This is a genomic window from Nostocoides sp. (genome assembly GCF_037045025.1).
Taxonomy (GTDB): Bacteria; Actinomycetota; Actinomycetes; order Actinomycetales; family Dermatophilaceae; genus Nostocoides_A.
The window spans coordinates 112,720-137,117 of record NZ_JBAOHM010000012.1 but is presented as its reverse complement, the minus strand read 5'-3'; the positions used below and the strand labels follow the sequence as shown (position 1 = coordinate 137,117).

The window sequence follows — 24,398 nt, the reverse complement described above, 5'->3', positions numbered from 1 at the left end:
GCCGGACCCATTAGGCGCGGGCGGCGTCGGCCACGGCCGGCCGGACCTGGCCGGCGACGGCGAGGATGACGGCCACCGCGCTGAGCGTGACGAGGACCCCGCCGATCGTCGGCAGCGCGGTGAGTGGCCCCAGGATCGCGACACCGAGCGCGGACCCGGCCTGCCGGCCGGCGTTGAGCGCGCCCTGCGCGGCACCGGCCATCTCGCTCGGCGCGTTGACGGCGACATCGGCGGTGGCGGCGGGGATCACCGTGGTGCTGGCGAGCACGAGCGCGATCTCGGCGGCGACGATCCAGCCGAGCGAGCCGTGGGCGCTGGTGACGCCGAGCAGGCTCGCCCCCGCGACCACGTCGAAGCACAGGCCGCCGAGGATGACCCGGCGGGCGCCGAACCGGGCGACGAGCTTGCCGGTATAGACCGGCAGCACGCACATCGGCAGGGTCATCGGCACGAACGCCAGCCCGGTCTCCACCGGGGTCAGGCCCCGCTCCCGCTGCAGCCACAGCGTGAGCGTGTAGAGGATGCCGTAGAAGACGAGCGTGGCGATCGCGGCGGCGACGATGCTGCCGGACAGGTCGCGGCGGCGCACCAGGGCGGGCGGCAGGACGGGGTGCTCGGCCCGGCCCTCGATGACCCGCAGGGCGATCGCCGCGGCGAGGGCGACGCCGAGCGCGATCCAGGGTTGCGGGCGGTCCCAGCCGCTCGTGCCACCCTCGATGAGGCCATAGGTGAGCGCGGTCAGCGTGACGATCGAGGCGCCGATGCCGGGCAGGTCGAGCGGGCGCACGGTCGCCGGCCGGGCGTTGGCCTGCCGGCGGCCCAGCCACAGGGCGATCAAGGCGATCGGCGGGTTGACGAGGAAGACCCACCGCCAGCCACCGGCGGCGACGAGCAGCCCACCGAGGATTGGGCCGAGGAGCAACCCGCTGCTCGTCAGCGCGGCCCACACACCGACCGCGCGGGCGCGGGCCCCGGGATCGGCATACAGGCCGGCGAGCAGCGCGATCGACGACGGCACCATGCACGCGGCCGCGGCACCGAGCAGAACCCGCCCGCCGATGAGCGCGGCCACCGAGGGGGCGGCCGCACACGCCAGGGAGAGCACGGCGAAGGCGAGCAACGAGCCGCTGTAGACGCGGCGCGCGCCGAACCGATCGGCCACCGCACCCGCGGCGAGCAACAGCCCGGCGAAGGTGATCGTGTAGGCGACCGCCGCCCACGGCAGCGCCGCGGCGCTGGCGTGCAGGTCACGCTGGACATCCGGCAGGGCGACGTTGAGGATCGAGGTGTCCAGCAGGACAAGGAAGTTCCCGATCGACACGCCGGCAAAGAGCAGCCGCGACGGGGTGCGCGCCGTCGCCGGCTGGGTGGTGGCGCTGGTCGTGGTGGTCATGTCAGGCTCCGATCCCGCCGGGCAGGATGCCGGTGCGTGCCCACTCGACGAGCGGGTCGGCGGCATCGGTGCCGACGTATTCGATGCGATTGCCGTAGCGGTCGGGGTTGGTGATGATCGAGAACGGGGTGCCACCCTCCTCCATCCGGAAGACCGCCTCGGCGCCGTGGCCGGCCGGGGAGTTCAGCCACTCCAGGCGGGCGGCCATGTCGTCCTCCCAGTAGCCGTGGTAGAGGATCTGGCCGCACTTTTGCGCCGAGATGATCCCGTCGCCGTTGGCCTGGATAAGCTCGAGGAAGGGCGCGTCGGTCATCGACAGCACCGCGGTGAACAGGAAGGGGTGCGGGTCGGGGTCCTCCAGGCGGGGGATGTCGAAGATGCCCGGCTCGGTGAAGCGCACCCCGAGGGAGTCGCTGTAGTACTTGACCGCCCCGCCGAGGTCGTCGACGACGATCCCGGTGTGGAAGAACGGAGCCGCCTTGGCCTGGGCGAAGGCGTCCTGGAACTCCACGACCGTCGGCGGCGCGATGAGCGCGTTCAGCAGCTTGGGGATGAACGCGGCCAGGTAGCGGGTCTGCTTGTGCGCCTCGAACGCAGCCCGGTCGCGGTAGCTCTCGATGACCAGGCGGCGGGAGGGGTCGCTCGGCTCGATGACGTAGTCGAACCGGACGCAGCCCGGCTCGTTTTGCAGGATGTCCTCGGTCAGATCGAGCATCAGGGCGTCGACGACCTCCTCCATCCCGGGCTTGACCTGTTGGGCGGCAGTCACGGTGATCATGGGAAAACTCCTGTCGGACATTGGGTTTAAGGGACAGATGCCGTATGGCAGTGCTCAGACGGCCGGCCGGGCCGTCACCGGCACGGCAAACGAGGCCCGGTCGCCGACCCAGCCGGCGGGCGGGACCGCGGCGTCGAGCCGGGCCAATTGCTCGGGGCTGAGCGTGACCGCCATCGCGGCGGCGTTCTCGGTCACCCGGGTGTCGCGGCGCGAGCCCGGGATCGGGACGACGTCCGGCCCCTGGGCGAGCAGCCAGGCGAGGGCGAGCTGGGCCGCGCTCAGCCCCCATTCGGCGGCGAGCGCCGCCAGCGCCTCGACCTGGGTGGCATTGGCCGTCAGGGCGGCGTCGTTGAAGCGGGGATCACCCGCTCGGAAGGGGCTCTGCGCCACCGCGTCCCGGTCGAGGGTCGCGCTCAGCAGGCCGCGGCCGAGCGGGCTGTAGGGGACGAGCCCGACGCCGAGGCGGCGCGCGGTCGGCACGATGCCGGTCTCGGGCTCACGCCACATCAGCGACCACTCCATCTGCACGGCGGTGATCGGGTGGACGCTCGCGGCCCGCTCGAGCTGCTCGGGAGTCACTTCGGAGACGCCGATGTGCCCGACCAGGCCGTCGGCCACCAACTGCCCCATCGCGCCGATGCTCTCCTCGACGGGGAAGCGCGGGTCGACCCGGTGCAGGTAGTAGAGATCGACGCGATCGACGCCGAGCCGCTCCAGCGACGCCTCGCAGTAGCCGCGGATGCGGGCCGGGTCGGCGTCCAGGCCCACCCCGCTCGGGGTCCGCATGATTCCGAGCTTGGTCGCGAGCTGGGTCTCCTCCCGGGCCCGGCCGCTGCTGCGCAGCGCCTCACCGACGAGGCGCTCGTTGGCGCCTTCGCCGTAGCTCATCGCCGTGTCGATCAGGGTCACGCCGGCGTCCAGGGCCGCATGGATCGCCGCCACCGACTCGGCGTCGTCGGCGGGGCCGTAGCCCTGGGACAGGCCCATGCAGCCGAAGCCGATCGCGGAGGTGGTGAATTCCTCGGGTCCGATGGTGCGGGTGCTCATAGCTGGGAAACCTTTCGTTCGACTCACGGTGGTGGTCAGCTCAGGTGGTGATCAACGCAGTGTGGTGTTCTCGAATCGCGGTCCGTAGAACACCGGTTTGGTGACGTCGGTCAGCCCGGCGATCTCGTCGGCCTCACCGGGATAGAGCCGGGCGAGGTCGTCGACGACGCTGCGGGGGACCTCGTGGCGCAGGATGTCGAAGCACGAGATCACCCGCAGCTCGTTCATCTCGAAGACGGCCCGCCCGAGCGCCGGCCAGCCCAGCTCGGGTGGGCCGTTCCAGGCGTCGTCGAGCGCGGCCAACATGCGGGTGTATGCCGCATCGAAGCGCTCCAGGGAGGTCGTCACCGCCACGCGGCCCGGGTCACGGACCAGCACCGCGCGGTAGCCGTCGGCCGGGACCGCCAGGGTGTTGACCACCCGCGGCCACGGCAACGTGGCGCCCTTGTAGAAGCGTCGCTGCCCCTCGGCGGCCAGCCCACCGTCGCTTTCACCCTGCCGCGGTCCGGAGTAGGCCCGGCCGTAGCGCAGCTCGGCAAACCGGGCGTAGTGGGACAGCTCGGAATCCGAGGCCGGCCCGGTGGTGCGGGTCGAGCCGCCGGAGCCCTCACCCTGGTCGATGACCAGGTCGATGCTCGCCAGGATCTGCTCGACGGGGTCACCCGCCGGGCGGATCACGGCATACCCGAGATTGCCGCCGACCTGGTTGGCCTGCTGCTCCCCGCGGGCGGCCGCGGCGATCGTCGCGGCGTTGTCCTCGACGGCCGCGCGGATCTCGCGATAGAACGCCCCGATCGAGGCGTATGCCGCCCCCTCGCCTCCCGGCGCGCGGCTGAGTGCGTCGGGGCTCTCGATGCCCATGAACACCTCGAGCTGGCGCCGGGAGAGTGGCGCGAGCCGTGCCCGCAGCCCGCCGATCCGGCCGGGCAGGCCGCGCAACACCGCGGTGGGGTCGAGGGTGCGGATCTGTGGCCGGCCGCCGATCGCGGCGAGCGCGTTGCACATGGCGGCCATGTGCAGCATTTCTTCCATGAGCACCGAGCGCAGCGTGTTGTAGGCCGGGTAGTTCTGCACCTCCAGCGAATACATCGCGGCCGAATACAGCGGCATCGTGCCGTGCTCGATCGCGATCGCGCTCTGCAGCGCCCCACGGATCCAGTGCAGGTCCCGCGGGCGGGTGCGCTCGGCATACGGGCTGCGCGGAGGTGTGGTGGTCGTCGTCGCGGTCATCGGGATCACTCCGGCGGCAGCAGCATCGGCTGGAAGAGGTCCTGGAAGCTGGCCTCCAGCGCCTCGTTCTCGAAGAACTGCGGCCCGACCGGCTCGAACACCGCCTCGCCCAGCCCGGCGAGCGTGTCGAACATCATCGAGACGATCGTGCCGACCTCGCGGCCGAAATAGTGCGCGACGATCGCGACCGCGGAGGCGTTGACGCCATACGAGCCGGTGGCCGTCCAGACCCGCTGCTCGGGGTTGCCGACCCACATCCGCCGGGTGGCCGGGGCGTTGAAGCCCTCCTCCCGCAGGCCGCGGCCGATGGCGGCGACGCTGGTGATGTGGGTGTCCTCGATGATCCCGGAGCGGGCGACGACGCCGACGCCGGAGCAGTTGGACGCGACGACCCGGCCGGCCTCGTGGTGGCGCCGGATCAGGTCGAGGACCCGCTGGTCGCAGGCGAGCACGCCGGAGCCGACGCCGCCGGGGATGTAGAGGATGTCGTAGAGCCGCTGGGGGTCGAGCGTGCGGTCGGGCACGACCTGGGTGCCCATCTGCATGGTCACCACGCCCGGGTCGAGCGAGACCAACTCGACGGTCAGCACCTCGGGGGCGACCTCACGGGGCCAGGGCGCGATGTCGCCCCGCAGCACCATCGCCGCACCCTTGAAGATCTCGGTCGGGGTCAGGCAGTCCTGCTCGCTGACCTTGTCGTAGGCGAGCACCCCGATCGAGCGGACGACATAGGTCTCCTGCGCGGTCAGCGCCGCGGCCCACGGGTCGGCAACGCTGCGGGCCGCGTGCCGCTCGACATAGGCGGTCATGACAACGCCTCGACGGTCAGCCGGGCGACCGTGGCCGCCGAGGCGGGGTTTTGGCCGGTGACCAGCCGCTGGTCGCTGATCGCGAACTCGGCGAAGTTCTCGGCGCCCTCGTGCTTGGCGCCGCGCTCCTCCAGGGCGCTCTGCAGCAGGAACGGGACGACGTCGGTCAGGCCGACCGCGGCCTCCTCGGCATCGGTGAAGCTGGAGACCCGCTTGCCCTCGATCAGCAGGCTGCCATCGCTGAGGGTGAGGTTGACCAGCCCGGCCGGGCCGTGGCAAACCGCGGCGACGACCCCGCCCTGCTCATAGATGCCGGCGGCGAGGGCGGCCAGGTCGGCGTCGTCCGGGAAGTCCCACATCGTGCCGTGCCCGCCCGCGTAGTAGATCGCCGCGTAGTCGGCCGGGTCGAGCTCGCCGGCGGTGGAGGTGTCGGCCAGCTCCCGCTGCACCCAGTCCTGGGCGAGGAAGCCGGCGGTGACGGTGTCGCCCTCCTTGATCCCGTCGAGCGGGACCGGCCCGCCCTGCACGGACACGAAGGCGACCTCGTATCCCGCGTCCTGGAAGACCGCGGCCGGGTGGGCGAACTCGGGGGCGTAGGCGCCGGTGCGGCGCCCGGTATCGCCGAGCTCGTCGTGGCTGGTCAGCGCGAAAAGGATCGTTCCCTTGCTCATGATTGCTTCCTTCGGGTTAGTGAACGTCGTTGGGGCTTAGGCGACGGCGGCGAGTTCGCCGAGGGCGAGGGTGGGCACGCCCGCCGTGAGGGCCTGGGTGATGTCCTCGCGGCTGTGGTAGCCCCAGGTCGCCCATAGGCTGCGCACCCGCGGCACGGCGGCGACGGCGAACACATTGGCGAGGTTGTCGTCGATGAAGCTCGCGCTGGCGTGCTCCCCGATCAGCCGGGCCACCGCGGCCGGCTTGTCGGCGCACGCGCCGGCGATGATCGCCACGTCGCCGCGCAGCCCGAGGTGGGTCAGGATCGCGTCGATCGACTCGCCGTCCTTGTTGGACACGATGGCGACCGGTCCGCCGGCGCCGCGGATGAGGTCCGGCACCCCGGCATACGGAATGTGCATGTCCAGCCAGGCCTCCGGTTCGTCGGCACGCCACGCGTCGCGGATCTGCTGGGCGTGGGCGGCCTGGGCATCCAACAGCTCCGGCCCGGCGGCGGCCTTGGCGGCCTCGAACTCCTCGCGGCTGGTCACGGCGGCGGTGACCGCATTGGTGACCATGAAGTCGGCGAGCGTTCGGCAATAGGGCCGCACGCTGGCGAACCTGGCGAGCAGTTGCGGGGTGAGCGCGGCGATCGCCTCGTCGAGCGTTGGCAGGCCGGGCCCTGGACCGGCGGCCGCCCGGGTGAGCGCCGCGCACTCGCTGAGCGCGTCGCAGACGACGCCGTCGAAGTCGAGGACGAGCCAGGTCCGGGTGGGGCTCACGCGGCGACCTGGGTGGTTGCCAGCGCCTCCACGGTGTCGAAGACCGCCCGCATGAACTTGCCGGAGTAGGCGTAGTAGGAGGAGGTGATGATATTGCCGTCGACGACGACATCGCCCTCGATGACGTTGGCGCCGGCGTTGACCACGTCGTCCTTGAGGCCGATGTAGGCGCAGGCGGTGCGGCCGCGCAGCACGCCCGCGCTGACCATGATCCACGGGCCGTGGCACAGGCCGGCGACGACCTTGCCGGCCTCGTCCATCGCGCGCAGGAAGCCGAGGACGTCGGCGTCCTGACGGACCCGGTCGGGGGCCTCGTGGCCTCCGGTCAAGATCACCGCGTCATAGGCCTCGACGTCGAGGTCGGTGTAGCCGATCAGCGGGCGGGCGGTCTTGTCCATCGGCAGCGGGACGCCGTACTTGCCGAACGTCGGGGCGGCGTTCTTGGTCGCGATGTCGACATGCCAGCCCTCCTCGATCAGCCGGTAGTAGGCGTAAATGACGTCGTGGTCCTGGAAGCCCTGTCCGGTGATGATGACGGCGCTGCGTTTCATGGTGATGAGGTCCTCTCGATTGGTTGGGAGTCAGTCGGCGCGGCGCACGCCGAGGTAGTAGGTGTCCAGCTGGGGAGCCAGTTCGGGGCAGGTGTACTTGCTGAGCACGTGGACGCTGTCGTAGGCCAGCGCCTCGATGCCGAGCGGGACGAAGAACTCGGCGACGCCCAGCCCGCGGTAGTGCAGGTCCATCCCGGCGAACATCTCGAACGCATACCGCCCGCACGGGCTGGCCGGCCGCATCTGCGCATGCGGGATGTAGGGCAGGCGGCGCATCCGGCTGGGCGCGATCTCCCAGCCGGTCTCGTAGCCGAGGTGCTGGCGGTGATAGCCGTCCTGCAGGCGCAACAGGTCGTACTTGTTGCGCGGCGCCTCAACCTCGATCAGGTCGAGTCGGTCGGCGGCCGAGACATTGCGGGTGCTGTGGAAAGCGCTCTTGGCGATCTTGACGACGTCACCGGTGGCGATCTCGACCTCACCGTCCAGCGTGCTCAGCACGCCCTCCCCGTCCAGGCAGACCAGGTAGGTCAGCTTGCGGGGGTGATTGTGCATCGACGTCGCGTGGCCGGGACCGATCTGCAACTGCCAGACGTCGAGGAAGTCATCGACATACGCCCGGTATTCCAGCCCCCACGGCTTGGGCACGATCTCATCCAGGTGCCCGTCGGCGCCCGGCTGCTCGTTGCCCGTGCGGGCCCCGTCCTTGAGCAGGGCGCGCATCGCCTCGACATCGGCGATGGACACCTCCACTTCGACCTCACGGGCGGCCCGTAGGGCCAGGTCCGTGTCGATGGTCATCGTCATGGTCCCCTCCTGCGTTGTTGTCGGCGTTGGTGTTTGTCGTGTGCTGGAGAAAACTGTGAGCGAGGGCCATCCCGCGCACGTGGGGGCGAAGTCCCATGGACGCCGGGAAGCTCGCCCGGCCGAGTCTGGGAGGCTGGCGGGCGTCATGATCGATCCGCGCTCGCGGCGCGCCGCCGCCGTCATCCCGCTCGTGCTGGCCGGGCTCTCGATGCTCGGCCCGTTCTCGATCGACACCCCGTTCCCGGGGTTCCCGCAGATGCGCGAAGAGTTCGGGGTCGGCTCCGAGACGCTGCAGCTGACGGTCAGCGCCTATCTGTTCGCGTTCGGCCTGATGAGCATCTTCCACGGACCCATCTCCGATGCGCTGGGCCGCAAGCCGGTGATGGTCGGCGGGGTCGCGGCATACGGGCTGGCGTCGTTGGGGGCGGCGCTGGCGCCGACGATCGAGGTGCTCGTCGGCTTCCGGCTGCTGCAGGGCCTGTTTGCCGGTGGCGGCGTGATCGTCAGCCGGACGATCATCCGGGATCTGTATGCCGGGGCCGAGGCCCAGCGGCTGATGAGCCGGGTCGCGATGATCTTTGGGATCGCCCCGGCGGTGGCGCCGATCGTCGGTGGCCTGATCCTGCAGATCGGCCCGTGGGAGTGGATCTTCTACTTCCAGACGCTGATGGCGCTGGTGCTTGTCGCGGCGGTGCAGTGGGTGCTGCCCGAGACTCACCCGCCGGCGCGGCGCACCCGGCTCGCGGTCCGCGCCCTGCTGGGGAGCCTCTGGCAGGTATGCCGCAGCGGCCGCTACCAGCGGGTCGCCTGGGCCGCCTGCCTGTCCCAGGCGGCGTGGTTCACCTATGTCGGAGGGGCCGCGATCATCGTCGTCGACCTGCTGGGCCGGACCGAGCTGGACTTCTGGATGCTGTTCGGGCCGTTGGTGGCCGGGATGACCGTCGGCTCGTGGCTCAGCGGCCGGGCCGCCGGCCGGATCAGCGGGCTGGCCCTGGTGCGAGCCGGCTACGTCGTCATGCTCGGCGCGGCGGTGTTCAACGTGGTGTTGACCTCCCGGCCCGGCCCCCCGACGGTCGCGCTGACCGTGATCGGCCCCGGGCTGATGGGGGTCGGCCAGTCCATGCTCTTCCCGACCACCCAGCTGGCGCTGCTCGACATCTTCCCGCGGGCGCGGGGCGCGGCGGCGTCCGGCGCGACCTTCCTCGGGCTGACGCTGAGCGCCGCGGTCTCGGCCGTGCTGCCGAGCTATGCCACCAGCACGCGCAACATCGCCATCGGGTCACTCGTGCTCGTGCTGGCCTCCGGGGTGTTGTGGGGCTGGCACTTCCTGACCACCCGGGCCACGCTGATGGCCGCCGAGCATCCCGAGGAATTCGATCCGCCCCCAGCGTGAGGGGACTGCCGGAGCAGCGTGCCACGCTCATCATCGGAGCCAGGGCAGTCCAACGATGTCGATCTGCCGTCGAGAAGCGATGTCGAGGACATCGTCGACGGTGCCCGGCATGGTTAAGGGCCCCATGTCGCGAGCCGGGTCGTGCTCGAGGTCTTCGGGGCGGACGCGGCCACCGAACAGGACGACGGAGGCGCACGTGTCATCGAGTCGGGAAATCCAGTGGATGCCGTCGAAGGTCTCGGGATCGGTGTAGACGGCGTGCGCCCACTTGACGGTGTCGAGGTAGAGGTCGGGATCGACGGTCTCGATGATCTCGCGACGGTCCAGGCCCAGTCCGGTCAGGCCGGCCGAAGTGAAGTCTGCGAGTTTGAGGGTTCGGCGAGGAATGACGCGTGCCACGACCCGGCTCAGCAGGCGATCGAACGCGACGACACGAGGGGTTGCGCTCCGCGGGGGGATGTCGTGGAAAACGGTTTCGGCGAGGGCGCCGGTCAGGTTGGCCGCCGCGTAGTACGTCGGGACCGCGGCCCCGGCGATCGGGTCGTCGAAGTCGCTGAACCGGTATGGACGGGGGCTCACATACGGTTGGTTCGCGTCATACCCGCGGGGTCCGACATGGATCATGGGTTGGCCCCGTGACCATGGGGATATCTCGAAGTCGGGGGTGTGCGGCGGAGCGGGAACGGGAGGATCCGCTGGCAAGGGGAAGGTGGGCGGAACTCGACCCATTACGGTCCCGCGTCCAAGACGTGGGTGGCCGCCTCCACGACGCCTTGGGGATTGTCGCTGATCTGGTCGACCGGACGGGAATCGCGCAGGTAGATGTTGGGAGCCGTGAACCAGAGGGTGAGCGCCCACCCGCTGTCTCCTGCCGACCCGAAGGCCTGGATTACTTCGCCGATCACGGGACTCGGTTGCCCGTTAACGAATTGGAATCCGGGGTAGACCCAGGCCCCGCCGCGCTTGATCCCGAAGATGCGCTGCGCGGTACGCCACCGGGTGGCTGTCGCCGAGCGGTTCTCGGCCGTCGACTCGGCCAGATCGCCAACCTGGGCGCTGGTGAGCAGCCCGAACTCGTCTTGTACCTTGCTCAAGGCGGCTGCGTTGCGAACAACGGCTGCTGTCTGAGCTGGTGACAGATTCACGGCCGAGGTAGGTGGGAGGACGGCGTCGACAACGCGATCCGCCGCCTCCTCGGCGCGTAGCGAGCGCTGCGCGATCTCGTCAACCACCTTGACCGCCTCGGGTAGTGCCTCTGCGGGGAGCTTGGCCACGATGACGACGTATCCGTCGGGGACGAGCTTCTGGGAGAGGAGGTTCTGGATCACGCCCTTGCCGGACCACGCAACGACGTCGGTCTCGAACTTCTCGTCGATGACCTTGTTGACCAGCTGGGTGACGTAAGGGGAAACGTCCGTCTGCGCAGCGTAGGGATGGATGTCGGACATGTGTCAACTCTCCTAACAATGACCATCACTCACTGATAGTGAGACCGGTGCGTCAGGCCATGTCAATTATGCATCTCATTCGCAGGTCTTGGCGACGTTCATCTCGTCGGAGGCTGACGTTGTCGCCTCGATCAGTCAAGATGGGTCTGTGACCGCGCCTCGGGCCCGCCGCCCGCCGCCACCCCCGCCGCCGCGGCGGGATGCCGGCACGCCGCCGCCCGCAGCCACCGCCGAATCACCGCCTACTCCGCCCCCACCGCCGCCGCCCCCGCGGCCGCGCCGTCTGGCCGGGGCCGCCCTCAAGGCCGGCGCGGCCGGACGGGCCGCTGGCCGTGCCACGGTGAGCGGCGGGCGAGGCACCGCGCGGGTCGTCGGCAGGAGCACGCAGGCCGGCGTGCGCCGGTTCCAGAGGTTCGCTGCGGCCGACGGCGCCGACCGCAGCGGGCTTTCCCGGCTGACCGAGATGCACGTCGTCAACGTTGCCGGCGACGCGGCGCTGACCGTCTCGCTGGCCGGCACGGTCTTTGCGCTGCCGACCGACGAGGCCCGTGGCCAGGTTGCCCTCTTCCTCGCCTTGACGATGGCCCCCTTTGTGCTGTTGGCCCCGCTCATCGGGCCGCTGCTCGACCGCTTCCGGCACGGCCGGCGCTGGGCGATCGGCGGCACGCTGGCGCTGCGCGGCTTCCTTAGCTGGGTGCTCGCCTCGGCGGTCGTGGAGGATTCCGCGTGGCTGTTCCCGTGCGCGCTGGGCGCGCTGATGGCGACCAAGGCTTATGCCGTGGCGCGCGCGGCGGCGGTGCCCCGGGTGTTGCCCGACGGCATACCCCTGGTCAAGGCCAATGCGCGGCTCAATATCGCCGGGCTGATCGGGATGCTGCTCGGCGGCGGCATCGCGGGCGCGCTGGCCAAGGTCGGGCCGGACTGGTCGCTGCGCGCCGCCTTCGCCATCTATGTCATCGGCACGATCCTCGCGATCCGCTTGCCCGCCAACGTCGACTCGACGCTGGGCGAGCAGGACTTCACCGGCGAAAACGTCACGGCCGCCGCCAAACGACTGCGGGCGTTGCCGGTGCCGGTGCGCTATGTGCTATGGCTGGTCACCGGCGCCCGGATGCTGTCCGGTTTCCTCACGCTGTTCATGGCCTTCCTGATGCGCGAGCATCCGTTGCCGGGCATGGCCGGCTCGCTCGTCCTCGGGCTGGTGGCGACCGCGGCCGCCGTGGGCAACGCCTCGGGCAGCTTCATCGGCAACAAGTGGGGCAATACCGCCCCGACCGCCATGGCCACCACGCTGCTCGGCATGGCGCTCGGAGTGGCCGTCGTCACCGCGGTCTTCTATTCGCTCTGGACGCTGCTCGCCATCGGCCTGACCGCCGGGCTGTTCGGGCAGCTCGGCAAGCTCAGCCTCGACTCCCTGGTGCAACGCGAGGTGCACGAGGCCCTGCGGGCGCGGGTCTTCTCCTGGACCGAGACGCTCTTGCAGACCTTCTGGGTCGTCGGCGGCGCCGTCGGCATCCTGATCCCGCTGCAGCCTCGGCTGGGTTTCTCGGTGATTGCCGCCCTGATCGCCCTCGCCGGCCTGGCCGCGCTGCGCTCGCGCGCCACCGGGGGCACCCGCCGGCTGCCAACGCCAGCAACCTCGTGACGTTGACGGCACGCGGTATGCCGGGTGGTCCCCCGAGGCAACCACCCGACACACCGATCCCCCGCGCGAGGCCCCTGGGCTGACCCTCGCGTTCGGTGCATCCATCCTGACCGAGACCGCTTAACTGTCGCTTAATTCGCTAGCCCAAGGCCGCCCCCGGGTTGGCGCACGGCCGGGGAAACTGGACAGACTAGGCCCGTGCAGACGCCGCCGACGGGCCAATCCCGTGACCCAGGAGCCCTCGTCGCCCGGGTGCAGGGGCAGCTCCATGAGCGTGGGGAGCGGATGACGGCGCAACGGGCCGCGGTGTTGGGCGCGCTGGCCCGCACCGAGGGTCACCTCAGCGCCGACGAGGTCCACGCCGCGGTCGCGGCGGGCGACGCCAGCGTCCATCCGGCCAGCGTCTATCGCACGCTGGAGGCGCTCAGCCACCTGGGCGTCGTCCAGCACATCCACCTCGGCCACGGCGCGACCGCCTATCACCTGATCGATCACGCCGAGGCGCACCCGCACGCCCAGTGCCGCTGCTGCGGCACCGTGGTCGATCTGCCCGTGGGGCTGCTCGACGACGTGGCCGAGCGCGTGACCGCCGAGCATGGCTTCCGCCTCGACGCCGCGCACGCCGCCCTCTCCGGCACCTGCCGCGCCTGCGCCACCACCCAGCAGGAGCCCGCCACCCAGCCGGAGCCCGCGTGACCACCCCATCCCTGGTCGCCCTGCCGACCCCGCTGGAGCCGGCCGCCTGGCCCGGCGCCACCTGGCCACTCGGCGCGACCTACGACCCGGGCAGCTCGAGCACGACCTTCGCCGTCGCCTCTCCCGACGCCACCCGCGTCCTGCTCGAGCTGTATGCCGTTCCCACCGGCCGCGACGCCCTCACCGACATCGACCTCGCCCGTGGGAGCGACGGGATCTGGCGCGGTCGGGTCGGCGGGGTCGGGCCGGGCGCGCACTACGGCTACCGCGTCTGGGGTGGGGGCTGGCAGGTCGACCCCGCCTGGCAGCGCGGCGGCTCTGCGGCCGGCTTCGTCAGCGACCGCGGGCCCGGCGGGCAACGGTTCAACCCCAACAAGGTGCTCACCGATCCCTATGCCCGGGAGATCTCGCACAGCCCGGCCAGCCCGCTCGTGCGCCAGGCCGGCCTCGACGACGGTGTCTTCGGCTGGGGCCCGCGGGACTACCGCGGCCGCCCGGTCCGCGAGTGGGACACCGGCCCCTATGCGCCCAAGGCGATCGTCATCGACGACACCACCTCCACCGGCACCAAACCGGCCGTTCCCGCCGAGTCGGCCGCGATCTACGAGGCGCACGTGCGCAACCTGACCATGCACCCGTCGGCGTCGACGCTGCGCACCCACCTGGCCGCGATCCCCGGCTTCGAGCAGGTCGCCGACGTTCCCGAGAAGTTGCGCGGCACCTACGCCGGGGCGGGCTATCTCGCGGCATACGTCAAGGCCTTGGGGGTCAGCGCGATCGAGCTGTTGCCGGTGCACGAGAGCAGCGGCTCGGAGCCCAACACGAGCAGCCCGTCCAACCACTGGGCCTATATGACGCTCGGCTTCTTTGCGCCCAACCGGCAGTATGCCGCCGACCAGTCCCCCGGCGGCCCGACCCGCGAGTTCAAGGCGATGGTGCGCGCCTTCCACGAGGCCGGCGTCGAGGTCTATCTCGACGTGGTGTTCAACCACACCGGCGAGGGCGGCAATTGGGGCGACGCCGACACGGTCGGGTTCACCGGTTTCGGCGGGTTCAGCACGGCCGACTATTACGTGCTGACCGACGACGGGCGGCTCGTGGACGGGGCGACCGGATGTGGCAACCAGACCGACTTCTCCAACCTGATCACCCAGCGCCTGGTCATCGAATCGCTGGGCTACTGGTGCGACCAGATGGGTGTTGATGGCTTCCGGTTTGACCTGGCGCCGGTGCTCGGGCGGCTGCCGGACCGCAAGCCGCGGGAGAACTGGGCGGGACAGGCGCAGTTCCACCAGGACCACCCGCTGTTGCTGGCCATCGCCAACCTGGCGCAGGTGCGCGGCTTCGAGGTGATCGCCGAGGCGTGGGACCTGTGGGGCTACGAGGTCGGCAACTTCCCCAACGGCTGGGCCGAGTGGAACGGCCGCTACCGCGACGGCGTGCGCCGCTTCCTCAAGGGCGACGGCAACACCGCCGACTTCCTCGAGATGGTCAACGGCGACTACCGGCACTTCGCCGATCAGGGCGGCCCGCAACGCTCGGTCAACTTCGTCACCGCCCACGACGGCTTCTGCATGCTCGACCTGGTCGCCTACGACACCAAGGACAACTTGCAGGAGTGGCCGTTCGGCCCGTCCGACGGCGGCAGCGACAGCAACGACTCGTGGGGCTCCGGCGGCGACCAGGCGTTGGTCCGGCAGCGGCTGCGCAACTTCTGGACGATCCTCTTCCTCTCCCGCGGCGTGCCGATGGTGACCTCGGGCGACGAGTTCGCCCGCACCCAAAACGGCAACAACAATCCATACAACCTCAACACGATCGGGATGTGGAACAACTGGGCCGCCGCCGCGACCCCCGCGCCCACTGCGGTACCGGTCGACCCGGCGAACCCTGGGGTGCACTACCGGGATGCCTTCGGCCGCGCGGCCAGTCCCGAGGGGGTCAACCCGCAGCTGGTCTTCGCCGCCTATCTCGCCCGGCTGCGACGCGATCACCCCGGCCTGCGGCAGACCACCTATGGTGATGTGGTGCTCGGCGGGCACGACGTCAGCTATCTCTTCCTCACGCCGACCGAGGCGCACTCGCCCGGCCCGGGCGAGCGGGCGCTGCGGCTGTGGATCGACGCCGCCGGCGTCGGCGCCCCGTCGTTGCTCGTCCTGGTCAACATGACGACCGACGCGGTGACCTTCGCGGTGCCTGACGGGAGCGAAACCACCGCCTGGCGTCGAATCATCGACACGGCAACGGCTTTTGAGCCCCACGCCAACTGCTGGCCGCTCGCCTCCGGTGACGTCATCGCCGGCTCGTATGCCGCGGCCCCCTGGTCGGTCGTCGTCCTCGCCGAGGGCCCACCCGAGGACCCCGATGCCCCGGCGACCTCCACTGCCCCCGACGCAGACCGGTCCCCGAAGGAGACGGATGTGGTCGCGCAGGTCACCGATGTGCTGCTCGACACCGTCACCGACTGGTTCCGCGCCCGCCGCCGCTGAACCCGCTGCTAGAGTCGGGGCGTCCCGAGCAGGGGAAGTCCGGTGCGAACCCGGCGCTGACCCGCAACGGTGAGTCGGCCCCACGGCCGCGAGCCCGAATGCCTGCCCGAGACGTGTCCGCATTGCATACGATCCCCGCCGAGGACCGCGGAGGAAGGACCCGAAAAGCATGCTTGCCCCCCTGCGCCCGGCCGGAGCGGCGCTGCTCGCCGCCGCCCTGACCGCTCCGCTGATCGCTGCCGCTCCCGCGGCGGCCGACCCCACCGCCGCCGACCAGCGCGCCGGTCGCGATGCCTCCTCCTGGCTCGGCCGGCAGTTCGTTGACGGGACTCATCTGCAGACCACCTACGACGGCAACGCCTACGACGACCCGGGGCTGACCCTCGATGCGGTCATCGCCTTCGCCGCCAGCAAGTCCAATCGCTCGCGCGCCACCGCGGCGCTCACCTGGCTGTCCGACGGCACCCGGCTGGCCGGCTACCTTGGCGACGGCGACACCGAGTCCTATGTCGGTGCCCACGCCAAACTCGTTCTTGCCCTGCAGATCTCGGGCCGCAGCCCGTATCGCTACGGCGAGCGCAATGTGATCGGCGAACTGATCGCCCTGCAGGGCAACCACGGCCGCTTCCGCGACACGTCGGAGTGGGGTGACTACGCGAACGCGTTCGGCCAGAGCCTGGGCACGATCGCCCTGCAGCGCGCGGGCATGACCGCTCGTGCCTGGCGGGCCGCGGGATATCTCGCCACCCAGGCCTGCGCCGACGGCGGCGTGCCGATCACGTTCAGCGGTGCCACCTGCTCCGGCGACGCCGACGCCACCGCCTTGGCCGTGCAGGCTTTCGCGGCTGCCGGCTACACCTCCAAGGCTCGAACCGCGGCGAATTGGTTGCGCGCCAACGCCGTCCCGAGCGACAACAGCAACACGGCCGGGCTTGTCGCGGCTGCCTTGGAGACCGCCGGCGGGACCGCCAACACGCAGGCCGCCGCCACCTCACGCGCCCTCATCCGTCACCTCCAGCAGGGCTGCAGCGCCCCGGCGGGCCGCCGCGGGGCGATCGCCTTCATGGCCGGCCCGTTCGACAAGTTCGCCGCGCCCCGGGCCACGGCGCAGGCGATCGTGGGCCTCGCAGGCGCCAACCTCGCCACGCTCACCGCCTCCGGGTCCACGGCCGGTGCTGCACCGATGAGCTGCTGACCGGGTCGGCCAATTCCACGATCCGGGTGGACGTGGTTAAGGATGGGGGCGTGACAACCCGCCAGGTCAGGGCCGAGTTCGACATCTCCGTCAACGCCGTCGCCGACATCGTGTTGTCGTTGGCGCCGGCGAGCCACTACCAGTTGGCCGATGAGCAGTTCGCGATGACGATTAACGGCACCCCGATGCGCTATGACGTCGTCGAGGGGCCGGTCGGCTCGCGCTATCACCTCGCCAAGGGCCTGCCAGTCGGCCGGATGAGCATTTCGTATGCCGCGACCGTCACCAGCCCGGCAGACCCGCGGCTGGTCACGCCACTGGAGGAGATCGAGTACGTCCGGCCGAGCCGCTATTGCGATGCCGACCGGCTGCTGGCCGTCGCCCAGGCCGAGCTGGGCCAGGTGAGCGGGCCGGACCTGCTCGTCGCTGCCGCCCAGTGGGTCAACCAACATCTCGCCTATGTCAGCGGCTCCAGCCGCCCGGTCGACTCCGCCTTGGACACCTACCTCAACCGCCAGGGCGTATGCCGCGACTTCGCCCACCTGGTGATCACCTTCCTGCGGGCCTACAACATCCCCGCCCGGCTGGTGTCGGTCTATGCGCCCGGGCTCTCGCCGATGGACTTCCACGCCGTCGCCGAGGCCGCACTCGACGGTCGCTGGCAGGCCCTGGACGCCACCGGTCTGGCCCCGCGCGACTCGATGGTGCGGATCGCGACCGGGCAGGACACCTCCGACACCGCGTTCATGACCGTCACCCGCGGCTTCGTCGCCCTGCATGACGTGCAGGTCACCGCGGTCCTGGACGGCGCCGAGCTGACCGCCGACGACCCGACCCAACTGGTGGCCCTGACCTGACCTGACCGGCCCCGGCACACCCGCCCGGCCACCTCAGTCGGTGTGGCCGGCGGCAGCGAGCACCTGGGCCCAGGTGATCAGCCGGGGGCCTTCTCGGTCGGGGCGGGCGAGGTCGGCGATCGCCAGCGCGCGCTCGGCGCGGGAAAGCTCGTCTCCGAACCGGTCCAGGAAGACGATCGAGCGGGGCCGGGCCAGCCCGCCGAGAACCTCCCGCACGGTCTCCATCAACTCGACGGCCACCGCGTCGTAGTCCTGGTCGGTCCCGGGCGCACAGGCGCCGCCGCGCAGGCATACGGTCGCGATCAGGGCGCGGCCGAGCTCTTGATCCTTGCGCCAGGTGACGTCGACCTGGGCGACCTGCGGGTGGCCGGCGAGGACCTGACGCACCTCCTGGAGCGCGACCAACTGCCCGGAGATCGAGACGACATCGTCGGTGCGGCCCAGGAAGGCGATCGCATCCGGTCCAGTCCGCTCGGCGAGATCCCCGGTCGCATACCCGCCGGGGTGGCGGGTCCAGTGCCGGTCGATGTTGGGGGCACCGGGCCCTTCAATGCCGACCATCGTGCTCGGCCACGGCTTGCGCAGCACGATTTCCCCCGGCTCGCCGACACCGACCGAGCGGCCGTCCGGGTCGACAACATCGAGGCCACAGTCGGGAAGCGACTCGCCCCGCAGGCCGGTGAGGCGCACGATGCCGCCCAACTCGAGCTGTCCCCAGCCGTCGGCGACGTCGAGCACCCCCGCACCGAGGGCCTCCAGGAGCCACTGGCTCAGCTCGGCATCCATCGGTTCACCCGCGGTCGTCACCCGGCCCAGCGACGGCGGCCGCGAGCGCGGCGGGAGTTCACGCGCCCAGCCGCGCATGGTCCGCACGACCGACGGGGTCGTGACCAGGCTCTCGACGGCATACCGCTCGATGATCTGCCAGGCCCGATCGCGGCTGGGCACATCGAGCGTGCCCTCGCACATCACCGCGGTCGCGCCGCTGGCCAGCGGGCCATAGATCCCGTGGAACTGGGTCAGCGTCCACGACACCTCCCCCGCGCACCAGAACACCCCCGACGGGTCGAGCAGCCGGTGCACGGCGAGCGCCCCGGCCAGCATCGTCGCCGTCCCGTGGAGGACCGAGACGGGATGGCCGCCGCGGTTGGCCAGCGAGATCGTGCACACCGGATGCTGCGCCGGCACGAGCACCGACGGCGGATCCGCCCGGCGGTGGCGGCCACGCGTGCCGGCCACCAGATCGTGATACCACCGGTCGCCGTCGAACCACGGGACGTCCATCCCGGTGCGGCGGACGACGATCAGGTGCTGGACCGAGGAGGCCGCGGCAAGCGCTTCGTCGGCCCGCGCCTTCAGGGGCAGCACCGCTCCGCGCCGCCACGCACCGTCCTGGGTGAACAGGATCCGCAGCTCAAGGTCGGCGATCCGGTCGGCGAGGGCCTCGGTCGGCAGCGGCACCGGGATGAGCGTATGCACCGCGCCCAGGCGCACGCAGGCGAGCATCGCCACGACCGTCTCGGGTAGCCAGCCCAGGTGCAGTCCGACCCGATCCCCCGGCCGCACGCCGAGCGCGTGCAGCGCCCTGGTCAGCGCGAGGACCTGCTCATACAACTCGCCATAGGTGAGCGAGACCCGGTCCCCGGGCTCGCCCTCCCAGTGGATCGCGACCTGGTCCCGGCGGGCCGGCAGGTGCCGGTCGAGGCAGTTCACCGACAGATTGAGGCGGCCCCCGGCAAACCAGGAGCCGCCTCGCGGGCCGGGAGTCCACAGCCGCTCGTATGCCGTCGCGAAGGTGATCGCGCGCGCGATCTCCTCCCAGACGGGGTCGGGTGGCAGTCGCAGCCCGATGGGTTCGGTGACCGGATCAGAGTCGGGAAGGGGGTCCGCCGAGCGGCCCGGCCCGGGGACGGACGCCGCATCAGGCATGTCGTCAGGCATGGCGTCAGCCATGGCCGAGGGTCCGGCCCGCGGCCCGGGCGGCCCGATCGAGGTGAGCCGCGCTGTCGGCGACGGCGCGCTCATCTGCCGGATCCGCGACGGCGGCGGCGAGCGCGGCCACCGCAACGCCATGGCCATCGATCACCGGCACCGCGACCTCGCCGGGTCCGCCGGCGTGCGCCGGGCCCAGCGCGAGCCGCTCGGCGCCGGCCCATTCCGCGCGCCGGGCAGCGAGGTCCTGTCCGATCGCCGCTGATCCCGCGGCGGCGAGGGCCAGCGCCCAGTGGTCGTCGTCGGCCCGTGCGGCCAGCAGCCGGCCGGCCGCACACGACAGCGCCGGCACGACTCGGTGGGTTTCCCGATAGAGACCCGAGTCGGGCCCGTCGATCCGGTCCACGGTCACTACCTCACCACGAACGAGGGTCTGGACCGAGATGGACTGGCCGAGATCGTCCCGCAACTGGGTCACATAGGGCGCGACCGCTCCGAGCAAGGGCAACCGGGAGAGGTAGTGGTGGCTCAGCCGGGTCAGCTCGGGGCCGAGGGCATAGCGAGACGAGCGGGTGTCCTGGACGACCAGATCGGCGACGACGAGCGAGCGCAACAAGCGGTGCACGGTCGGCAGCGACATGCCCGAGCGCTCGGCCAGATCGGTCAGCTGCTGAAAGGCCGGGCCCTCGGCGAGCAGGTCCAACAGCCGGATGGCGTTGCGGACCGTCCCCAACCCGCCGCGACCGGCCTGGTCGCGCATGGCCTCGGAGGCCGCCTGCGCGGCCGGCCTCCCGGCGGGCATGCTGGCAGCGTTCGCGCTCGCCATCCTCGACCCCCGTTCTGCGATGGATTCCTTTTCCGTGGCCGGACGACCACCTGACAACAAGCGGATAACGCATCCAAGAATAGGTCTTGATTTTCACATAGTGGAAGCCCTAGGGTCCACCCATCGATGTTAGTCGGTGGTCATCGCTGACCACCCCCGGCGCAGCCAGGAGTCGCGACTGTGCTCACTAGGGCTTATCAGCATTCCCTCAACGGCAGCCACCTGCCCGCCGGACGACCGGTGCTCGACATCCGCGGCGTCACCCTGCGCTTCGGCGGGGTCACCGCCTTGCGCAATGTCGGGTTCACCGTCACCCAGGGCCACATCCACTCGGTCATCGGCCCCAACGGCGCCGGCAAGTCCTCCCTGCTCAACTGCGTCAGCGGCCTCTACCACCCGCAAGAGGGCGAGATCATCCTGCACGGGACGCAGCAGGGCACCGACGCCACGACCCCGGAACCGTCCGCGCACGTGCTGACCCGGCTGCCGCCCTTCCGGATCGCCCGCCTCGGTGTGGCTCGCTCCTTCCAGAACATCGAGCTGTTCTCCCACCTGACCGTGCTCGACAACCTCATGCTCGGGCGGCACATCTACCTCAACAAGAGCGTGCTGAAGTCGATGCTCTGGATCGGGCCCGCCCGCCGCCAGGAGATCGAGCACCGCCAGCTCGTCGAGGAAGTCATCCACCTGCTCCAGCTGCAGGCCTTCCGCCAACAGCCGGTCGGCTCGCTCGCCTACGGCATCCAGAAGCGGGTCGAACTCGGCCGCGCTCTGTGCCTGCAACCGGCGCTGCTGCTGCTCGATGAGCCGATGGCCGGGATGAACTCGGAGGAGAAGGAGGACATGGCCCGCTATGTCCTCGACGTTCACGAGTTGGCCGGGGTCACGGTCATGCTCATCGAGCACGACATGAACGTCGTCATGGACATCAGCGACCGGATCAGCGTCTTGGACTTCGGCCGGCTGATCGCCGACGGCACCCCGGAGGAAATCAAGACCGACCCGGCGGTCATCGAGGCCTACCTCGGCGCGGACGAGGCCCACGGATGAGCACCGACACCTTCCCCCGGCTGCTCGCCCAACTCGCCACCGAGCGGCCCGACGGGGTCGCCATGCAAGAGAAGCGCTATGGGATCTGGCAACCGATCAGCTGGCGCGAGTATGCCGATCGCGTGCGCGACTTCGCCTGCGGGCTCGCCTCCTTCGGCGTGCGGCGCGGCGATATCGTCGCCGTCCTCGGCGACAACCGCCCGGAGTGGCTGATCGCCGAACTGGCCGCCCAATCGCTCGGCGCCGCCGTGGTCGGGATCTATCCGACGTCGATCGGCGAGGAACTCGAGCACATCATCGAGACCGCGGACGCCCGGGTCGTCGTCGCCGAGGACCAGGAGCAGGTCGACAAGCTGCTGCGGCTACGCAGCGAGCATGAGGACCTGCCGACCGAGCACATCGTGTTCTATGACCCGCACGGGCTGGAGGCCTATGCCGACCCGGCGCTCCTCGACTTCACGGCGGTCGAGGAGCTCGGGCGAACCTGGGGGCAGGAGCACCCCGGCTGGCTGGAGGAGCAGTTGGCCGCGGCGAGCACCGACGACATCGCGGTCATCTGCACGACATCGGGCACGACGTCGCGACCCAAGCTCGGTCAACTCAGCCACGCCAACCTGCTCGCGATGGCCCATCACCTGACGAGCATCGACCCGATGACCAAGGACTACCGGTATGTGTCGTTCCTGCCGTTCGCGTGGATCGGGGAGCAGATGCTCGCCGTCGCGTGCGGGCTGGCGACCGGGTTGACGATCTCCTTCCCGGAGGACTCCTCGACCCAACGCAGCGACCTGCGCGAGATCGGTCCGGACGTGATGTTCTCGCCGCCGCGGATCTGGGAGTCGATGCTCTCCGAGGTGCAGGTGCGCATCGACGAGGCTGGCTGGCTCAAGCGCAAGGTCTTCGGTTGGGGCTACGACGTCGGTGAGCGCGCGGCGGCCAAGCGGGTCAGCGGCGGTGGCCGGCCACGCGGCCCCGTGCAGCGCCTCGCCGACGCGATCGCCACCCGCCCGGTCCGCGATCAGCTCGGCCTGGCCCGGGTCAAGCGCGCCTACACCGGTGGAGCCCCCCTGGGGCCCGACGTCTTCCGCTTCTTCCACGCCATCGGCGTCAACCTCAAGCAGATTTACGGCCAGACCGAGATCTGCGGGATCGCCGTCGTTCACCGCGACGACGACATCGCGTTCAACACGGTCGGCACCCCGATCCCCGGCACCAACTTGCAACTGACCGACGCCGGCGAGATCCTGCTCCGCTCGGCCTCGGTCTTCCGCGGATATCACGGCAACCCGCAGGCAAGCGCGGCGGCCGTCGACACCGACGGTTGGCTGCACACCGGCGACGCCGGCTATCTCGACGACGCCGGCCATCTGGTGGTCATCGACCGGCTCAGCGACGTCCTCACCGCACCCGACGGCTCGCGCTATTCGAGCCAGTTCATCGAGAACAAGCTCAAGTTCAGCCCCTACGTCGAAGAAGCGGTGGTCTTCGGGCCGAAGGCCGGCGAGGAGGGCATGACGGCCATGCTGATCATCGACCCGCGCACGACCGGCGCCTGGGCCGAGAACGAACGCCTCGGCTATACCACCTACACCGACCTGGCCGGCAAGAGCGAGGTCTACGACCTGATCGCCGAGGAAATCACCCACGCCAACGACGACCTGCCCGAGTCGATCCGCGTGCGCCGGTTCGTCTTGCTGCACAAGCAACTCGACCCGGACGACGACGAGATCACCCGCACCCGCAAGGTGCGCCGCTCGGTCATCGACGAGCGGTATGGCGACATCATCGCCGCGCTGCGCCGCGGCGACGAGGAGATCGGCATACAAAGCAAAATCACCTATCAGGACGGCACCTCGGTGGTGCGCGACCTGAACCTGCGGATCTTCGACCTGACGACCTACACCATCCCCCCGGGCCGGGGCCGTCGACCCGTCTGGAGTGGCCGCCGATGAGCACCTTCGTCAACCTGCTCGTCTATGGCCTCGCCGACGGCGCGATCCTCGCGCTGGCCGCGCTCGGATTCGTGCTCATCTACAAGGCGACTGCGGTCATCAACTTCGCCCAGGGCGAGTTCCTCCTCGTCGGTGCCTACGCCTTCTATACCGCGTTCGGGCTGCTCGGGCTGCCGTTCATCCCCGCTGTCCTGATTGGTGTGCTCGTCGCGATTGCGCTCGGCATCCTCGTCGAGCGGCTCATCCTGCGGCCGATGATCGGGGAGGCCCCGATCAGCATCATCATGGTGACGATCGGCCTGTCGATGCTGCTGCGGTCGCTGGTGCAGATGTTCTACGGCGTCCAGCCCAAACACCAGCCGCGGATCCTGCCCTCCGGGTCGATCTCCTTCCTCGGCGCCACGGTCCCGATCAACCGGCTGCTCGTCATCGTCATCGCCGCGATCGTGCTAAGCGCGTTCTCGCTCTTTTTCAACCGCTCCCGCCACGGGATCGCGATGCGTGCGGTCGCCGATGACCAGCAGGCGAGTATGACGATGGGGATCTCGGTCCCGCGGATCTTCGCGCTCGCCTGGATCCTGGCCGCGGTCAGCGCCCTGGTCGGCGGCATCCTGCTGGGCGATATCACCGCGGTGGACCAGAACCTCGCCGCGTTCGGGCTGATGGTCTTCCCGGTCGTCATCCTCGGCGGTCTCGACTCGGTCCCCGGCACAATCGTCGGCGGGCTGACCATCGGGCTGCTCAAACAATTCGTCTCCGGCTACCTCGATCCCGGGTTGGCCACGATCATCCCCTACGTCGTGCTGGTCCTCATCCTGCTGGTCCGTCCCTACGGGCTGTTCGGCGAGACCCGGATCGAGAGGGTCTGAC

The 24,398-nt window shown here is 70.4% G+C and carries 22 protein-coding genes and 1 riboswitch; of the genes, 9 read left to right on the top strand and 13 right to left on the bottom strand.

Annotated elements, in window-relative coordinates; all coding sequences use genetic code 11:
- Nucleotides 1-10 precede the first annotated feature (10 nt).
- The 9 genes from V9G19_RS15810 to V9G19_RS15770 are packed head-to-tail and all read right to left on the bottom strand — an operon-like array spanning nt 11 to nt 8,045.
- A complete protein-coding gene (locus tag V9G19_RS15810; RefSeq protein ID WP_462286393.1) occupies nt 11-1,393 on the bottom strand; it encodes an MFS transporter in 1,383 nt (460 codons plus the stop codon).
- Nucleotide 1,394: 1 nt separating this feature from the next.
- Complete coding sequence (locus V9G19_RS15805; RefSeq protein WP_462286392.1) at nt 1,395-2,171, bottom strand: antibiotic biosynthesis monooxygenase; 777 nt, start codon at nt 2,169-2,171, stop codon at nt 1,395-1,397.
- A gap of 54 nt (nt 2,172-2,225) precedes the next feature.
- Nucleotides 2,226-3,218 (bottom strand): aldo/keto reductase, encoded by a 993-nt coding sequence (locus V9G19_RS15800; RefSeq protein ID WP_462286391.1) that lies wholly within the window; start codon nt 3,216-3,218, stop codon nt 2,226-2,228.
- Between the two features lie 51 nt (nt 3,219-3,269).
- Nucleotides 3,270-4,448, bottom strand: coding sequence for a ferritin-like domain-containing protein (locus V9G19_RS15795; RefSeq protein WP_462286390.1), 1,179 nt, complete (start codon nt 4,446-4,448; stop codon nt 3,270-3,272).
- 5 nt (nt 4,449-4,453) lie between these two features.
- Complete coding sequence (locus V9G19_RS15790; protein WP_462286389.1) at nt 4,454-5,257, bottom strand: DJ-1/PfpI family protein; 804 nt, start codon at nt 5,255-5,257, stop codon at nt 4,454-4,456.
- Nucleotides 5,254-5,928: a type 1 glutamine amidotransferase domain-containing protein gene (locus tag V9G19_RS15785; RefSeq protein ID WP_462286388.1), complete on the bottom strand. Its 675-nt coding sequence runs from the start codon at nt 5,926-5,928 to the stop codon at nt 5,254-5,256. The genes V9G19_RS15790 and V9G19_RS15785 overlap by 4 nt, the downstream gene beginning before the upstream one ends.
- 36 nt (nt 5,929-5,964) lie before the next feature.
- Entirely contained in the window at nt 5,965-6,690 is a 726-nt protein-coding gene (locus tag V9G19_RS15780; RefSeq protein WP_462286387.1) for an HAD family hydrolase, read from the bottom strand.
- Complete coding sequence (locus V9G19_RS15775) at nt 6,687-7,241, bottom strand: DJ-1/PfpI family protein (protein WP_462286386.1); 555 nt, start codon at nt 7,239-7,241, stop codon at nt 6,687-6,689. The genes V9G19_RS15780 and V9G19_RS15775 overlap by 4 nt, the downstream gene beginning before the upstream one ends.
- A 30-nt stretch (nt 7,242-7,271) precedes the next feature.
- Complete coding sequence (locus V9G19_RS15770; protein ID WP_462286385.1) at nt 7,272-8,045, bottom strand: cupin domain-containing protein; 774 nt, start codon at nt 8,043-8,045, stop codon at nt 7,272-7,274.
- Between the two features lie 145 nt (nt 8,046-8,190).
- Between V9G19_RS15770 and V9G19_RS15765 the strand changes: the two genes are divergently transcribed.
- Complete coding sequence (locus V9G19_RS15765; RefSeq protein ID WP_462286384.1) at nt 8,191-9,438, top strand: multidrug effflux MFS transporter; 1,248 nt, start codon at nt 8,191-8,193, stop codon at nt 9,436-9,438.
- Between the two features lie 30 nt (nt 9,439-9,468).
- Here V9G19_RS15765 and V9G19_RS15760 read toward each other — a convergent pair whose 3' ends face one another.
- Nucleotides 9,469-10,017 carry an RES domain-containing protein gene (locus V9G19_RS15760; RefSeq protein WP_462286383.1) on the bottom strand — a complete coding sequence of 183 codons (549 nt, stop codon included), beginning with the start codon at nt 10,015-10,017 and terminating at the stop codon, nt 9,469-9,471.
- 149 nt (nt 10,018-10,166) lie between these two features.
- Nucleotides 10,167-10,886, bottom strand: coding sequence for a hypothetical protein (locus V9G19_RS15755; protein ID WP_462286382.1), 720 nt, complete (start codon nt 10,884-10,886; stop codon nt 10,167-10,169).
- A gap of 148 nt (nt 10,887-11,034) precedes the next feature.
- On the opposite strand from V9G19_RS15755, the gene V9G19_RS15750 reads away from it, so the two are divergent.
- From V9G19_RS15750 to V9G19_RS15730, 5 genes are all read left to right on the top strand, one after another.
- Nucleotides 11,035-12,531 (top strand): MFS transporter, encoded by a 1,497-nt coding sequence (locus V9G19_RS15750; protein ID WP_462286381.1) that lies wholly within the window; start codon nt 11,035-11,037, stop codon nt 12,529-12,531.
- 198 nt (nt 12,532-12,729) lie between these two features.
- Nucleotides 12,730-13,227, top strand: a complete 498-nt coding sequence (locus V9G19_RS15745) for a Fur family transcriptional regulator (protein WP_462286380.1) — start codon at nt 12,730-12,732, stop codon at nt 13,225-13,227.
- Nucleotides 13,224-15,716 (top strand): alpha-amylase family glycosyl hydrolase, encoded by a 2,493-nt coding sequence (locus V9G19_RS15740; protein ID WP_462286379.1) that lies wholly within the window; start codon nt 13,224-13,226, stop codon nt 15,714-15,716. Before V9G19_RS15745 ends, V9G19_RS15740 begins: the two co-directional genes overlap by 4 nt.
- A riboswitch (cobalamin riboswitch) is annotated at nt 15,711-15,840 on the top strand. (Overlaps the previous gene by 6 nt.)
- Before the next feature lie 45 nt (nt 15,841-15,885).
- On the top strand, nt 15,886-16,911 hold the full coding sequence (locus tag V9G19_RS15735) for a hypothetical protein (RefSeq protein ID WP_462286378.1): 1,026 nt from the start codon (nt 15,886-15,888) through the stop codon (nt 16,909-16,911).
- Nucleotides 16,912-16,961: 50 nt separating this feature from the next.
- The gene (locus V9G19_RS15730; protein ID WP_462286377.1) at nt 16,962-17,768 is read left to right on the top strand and encodes a transglutaminase-like domain-containing protein; all 807 of its coding nucleotides are present in this window, start codon (nt 16,962-16,964) and stop codon (nt 17,766-17,768) included.
- Nucleotides 17,769-17,801: 33 nt separating this feature from the next.
- On the opposite strand, the gene V9G19_RS15725 is transcribed toward V9G19_RS15730, so the two are convergent.
- Together V9G19_RS15725 and V9G19_RS15720 are read right to left on the bottom strand one after the other, a co-directional pair.
- Nucleotides 17,802-19,697 (bottom strand): AMP-binding protein, encoded by a 1,896-nt coding sequence (locus V9G19_RS15725; RefSeq protein WP_462286376.1) that lies wholly within the window; start codon nt 19,695-19,697, stop codon nt 17,802-17,804.
- Between the two features lie 16 nt (nt 19,698-19,713).
- Complete coding sequence (locus tag V9G19_RS15720; RefSeq protein WP_462286375.1) at nt 19,714-20,502, bottom strand: IclR family transcriptional regulator; 789 nt, start codon at nt 20,500-20,502, stop codon at nt 19,714-19,716.
- A gap of 204 nt (nt 20,503-20,706) precedes the next feature.
- Here V9G19_RS15720 and V9G19_RS15715 point away from each other — a divergent pair, with 204 nt between their 5' ends.
- From V9G19_RS15715 to V9G19_RS15705, 3 genes are read left to right on the top strand one after another with little or no spacing between them, the layout of a single operon-like run.
- Nucleotides 20,707-21,576: an ABC transporter ATP-binding protein gene (locus tag V9G19_RS15715; RefSeq protein ID WP_462286374.1), complete on the top strand. Its 870-nt coding sequence runs from the start codon at nt 20,707-20,709 to the stop codon at nt 21,574-21,576.
- Nucleotides 21,573-23,528: an AMP-binding protein gene (locus V9G19_RS15710; RefSeq protein ID WP_462286373.1), complete on the top strand. Its 1,956-nt coding sequence runs from the start codon at nt 21,573-21,575 to the stop codon at nt 23,526-23,528. Before V9G19_RS15715 ends, V9G19_RS15710 begins: the two co-directional genes overlap by 4 nt.
- Nucleotides 23,525-24,397, top strand: coding sequence for a branched-chain amino acid ABC transporter permease (locus V9G19_RS15705; RefSeq protein ID WP_462286372.1), 873 nt, complete (start codon nt 23,525-23,527; stop codon nt 24,395-24,397). Before V9G19_RS15710 ends, V9G19_RS15705 begins: the two co-directional genes overlap by 4 nt.
- Nucleotide 24,398: the final 1 nt, after the last annotated feature.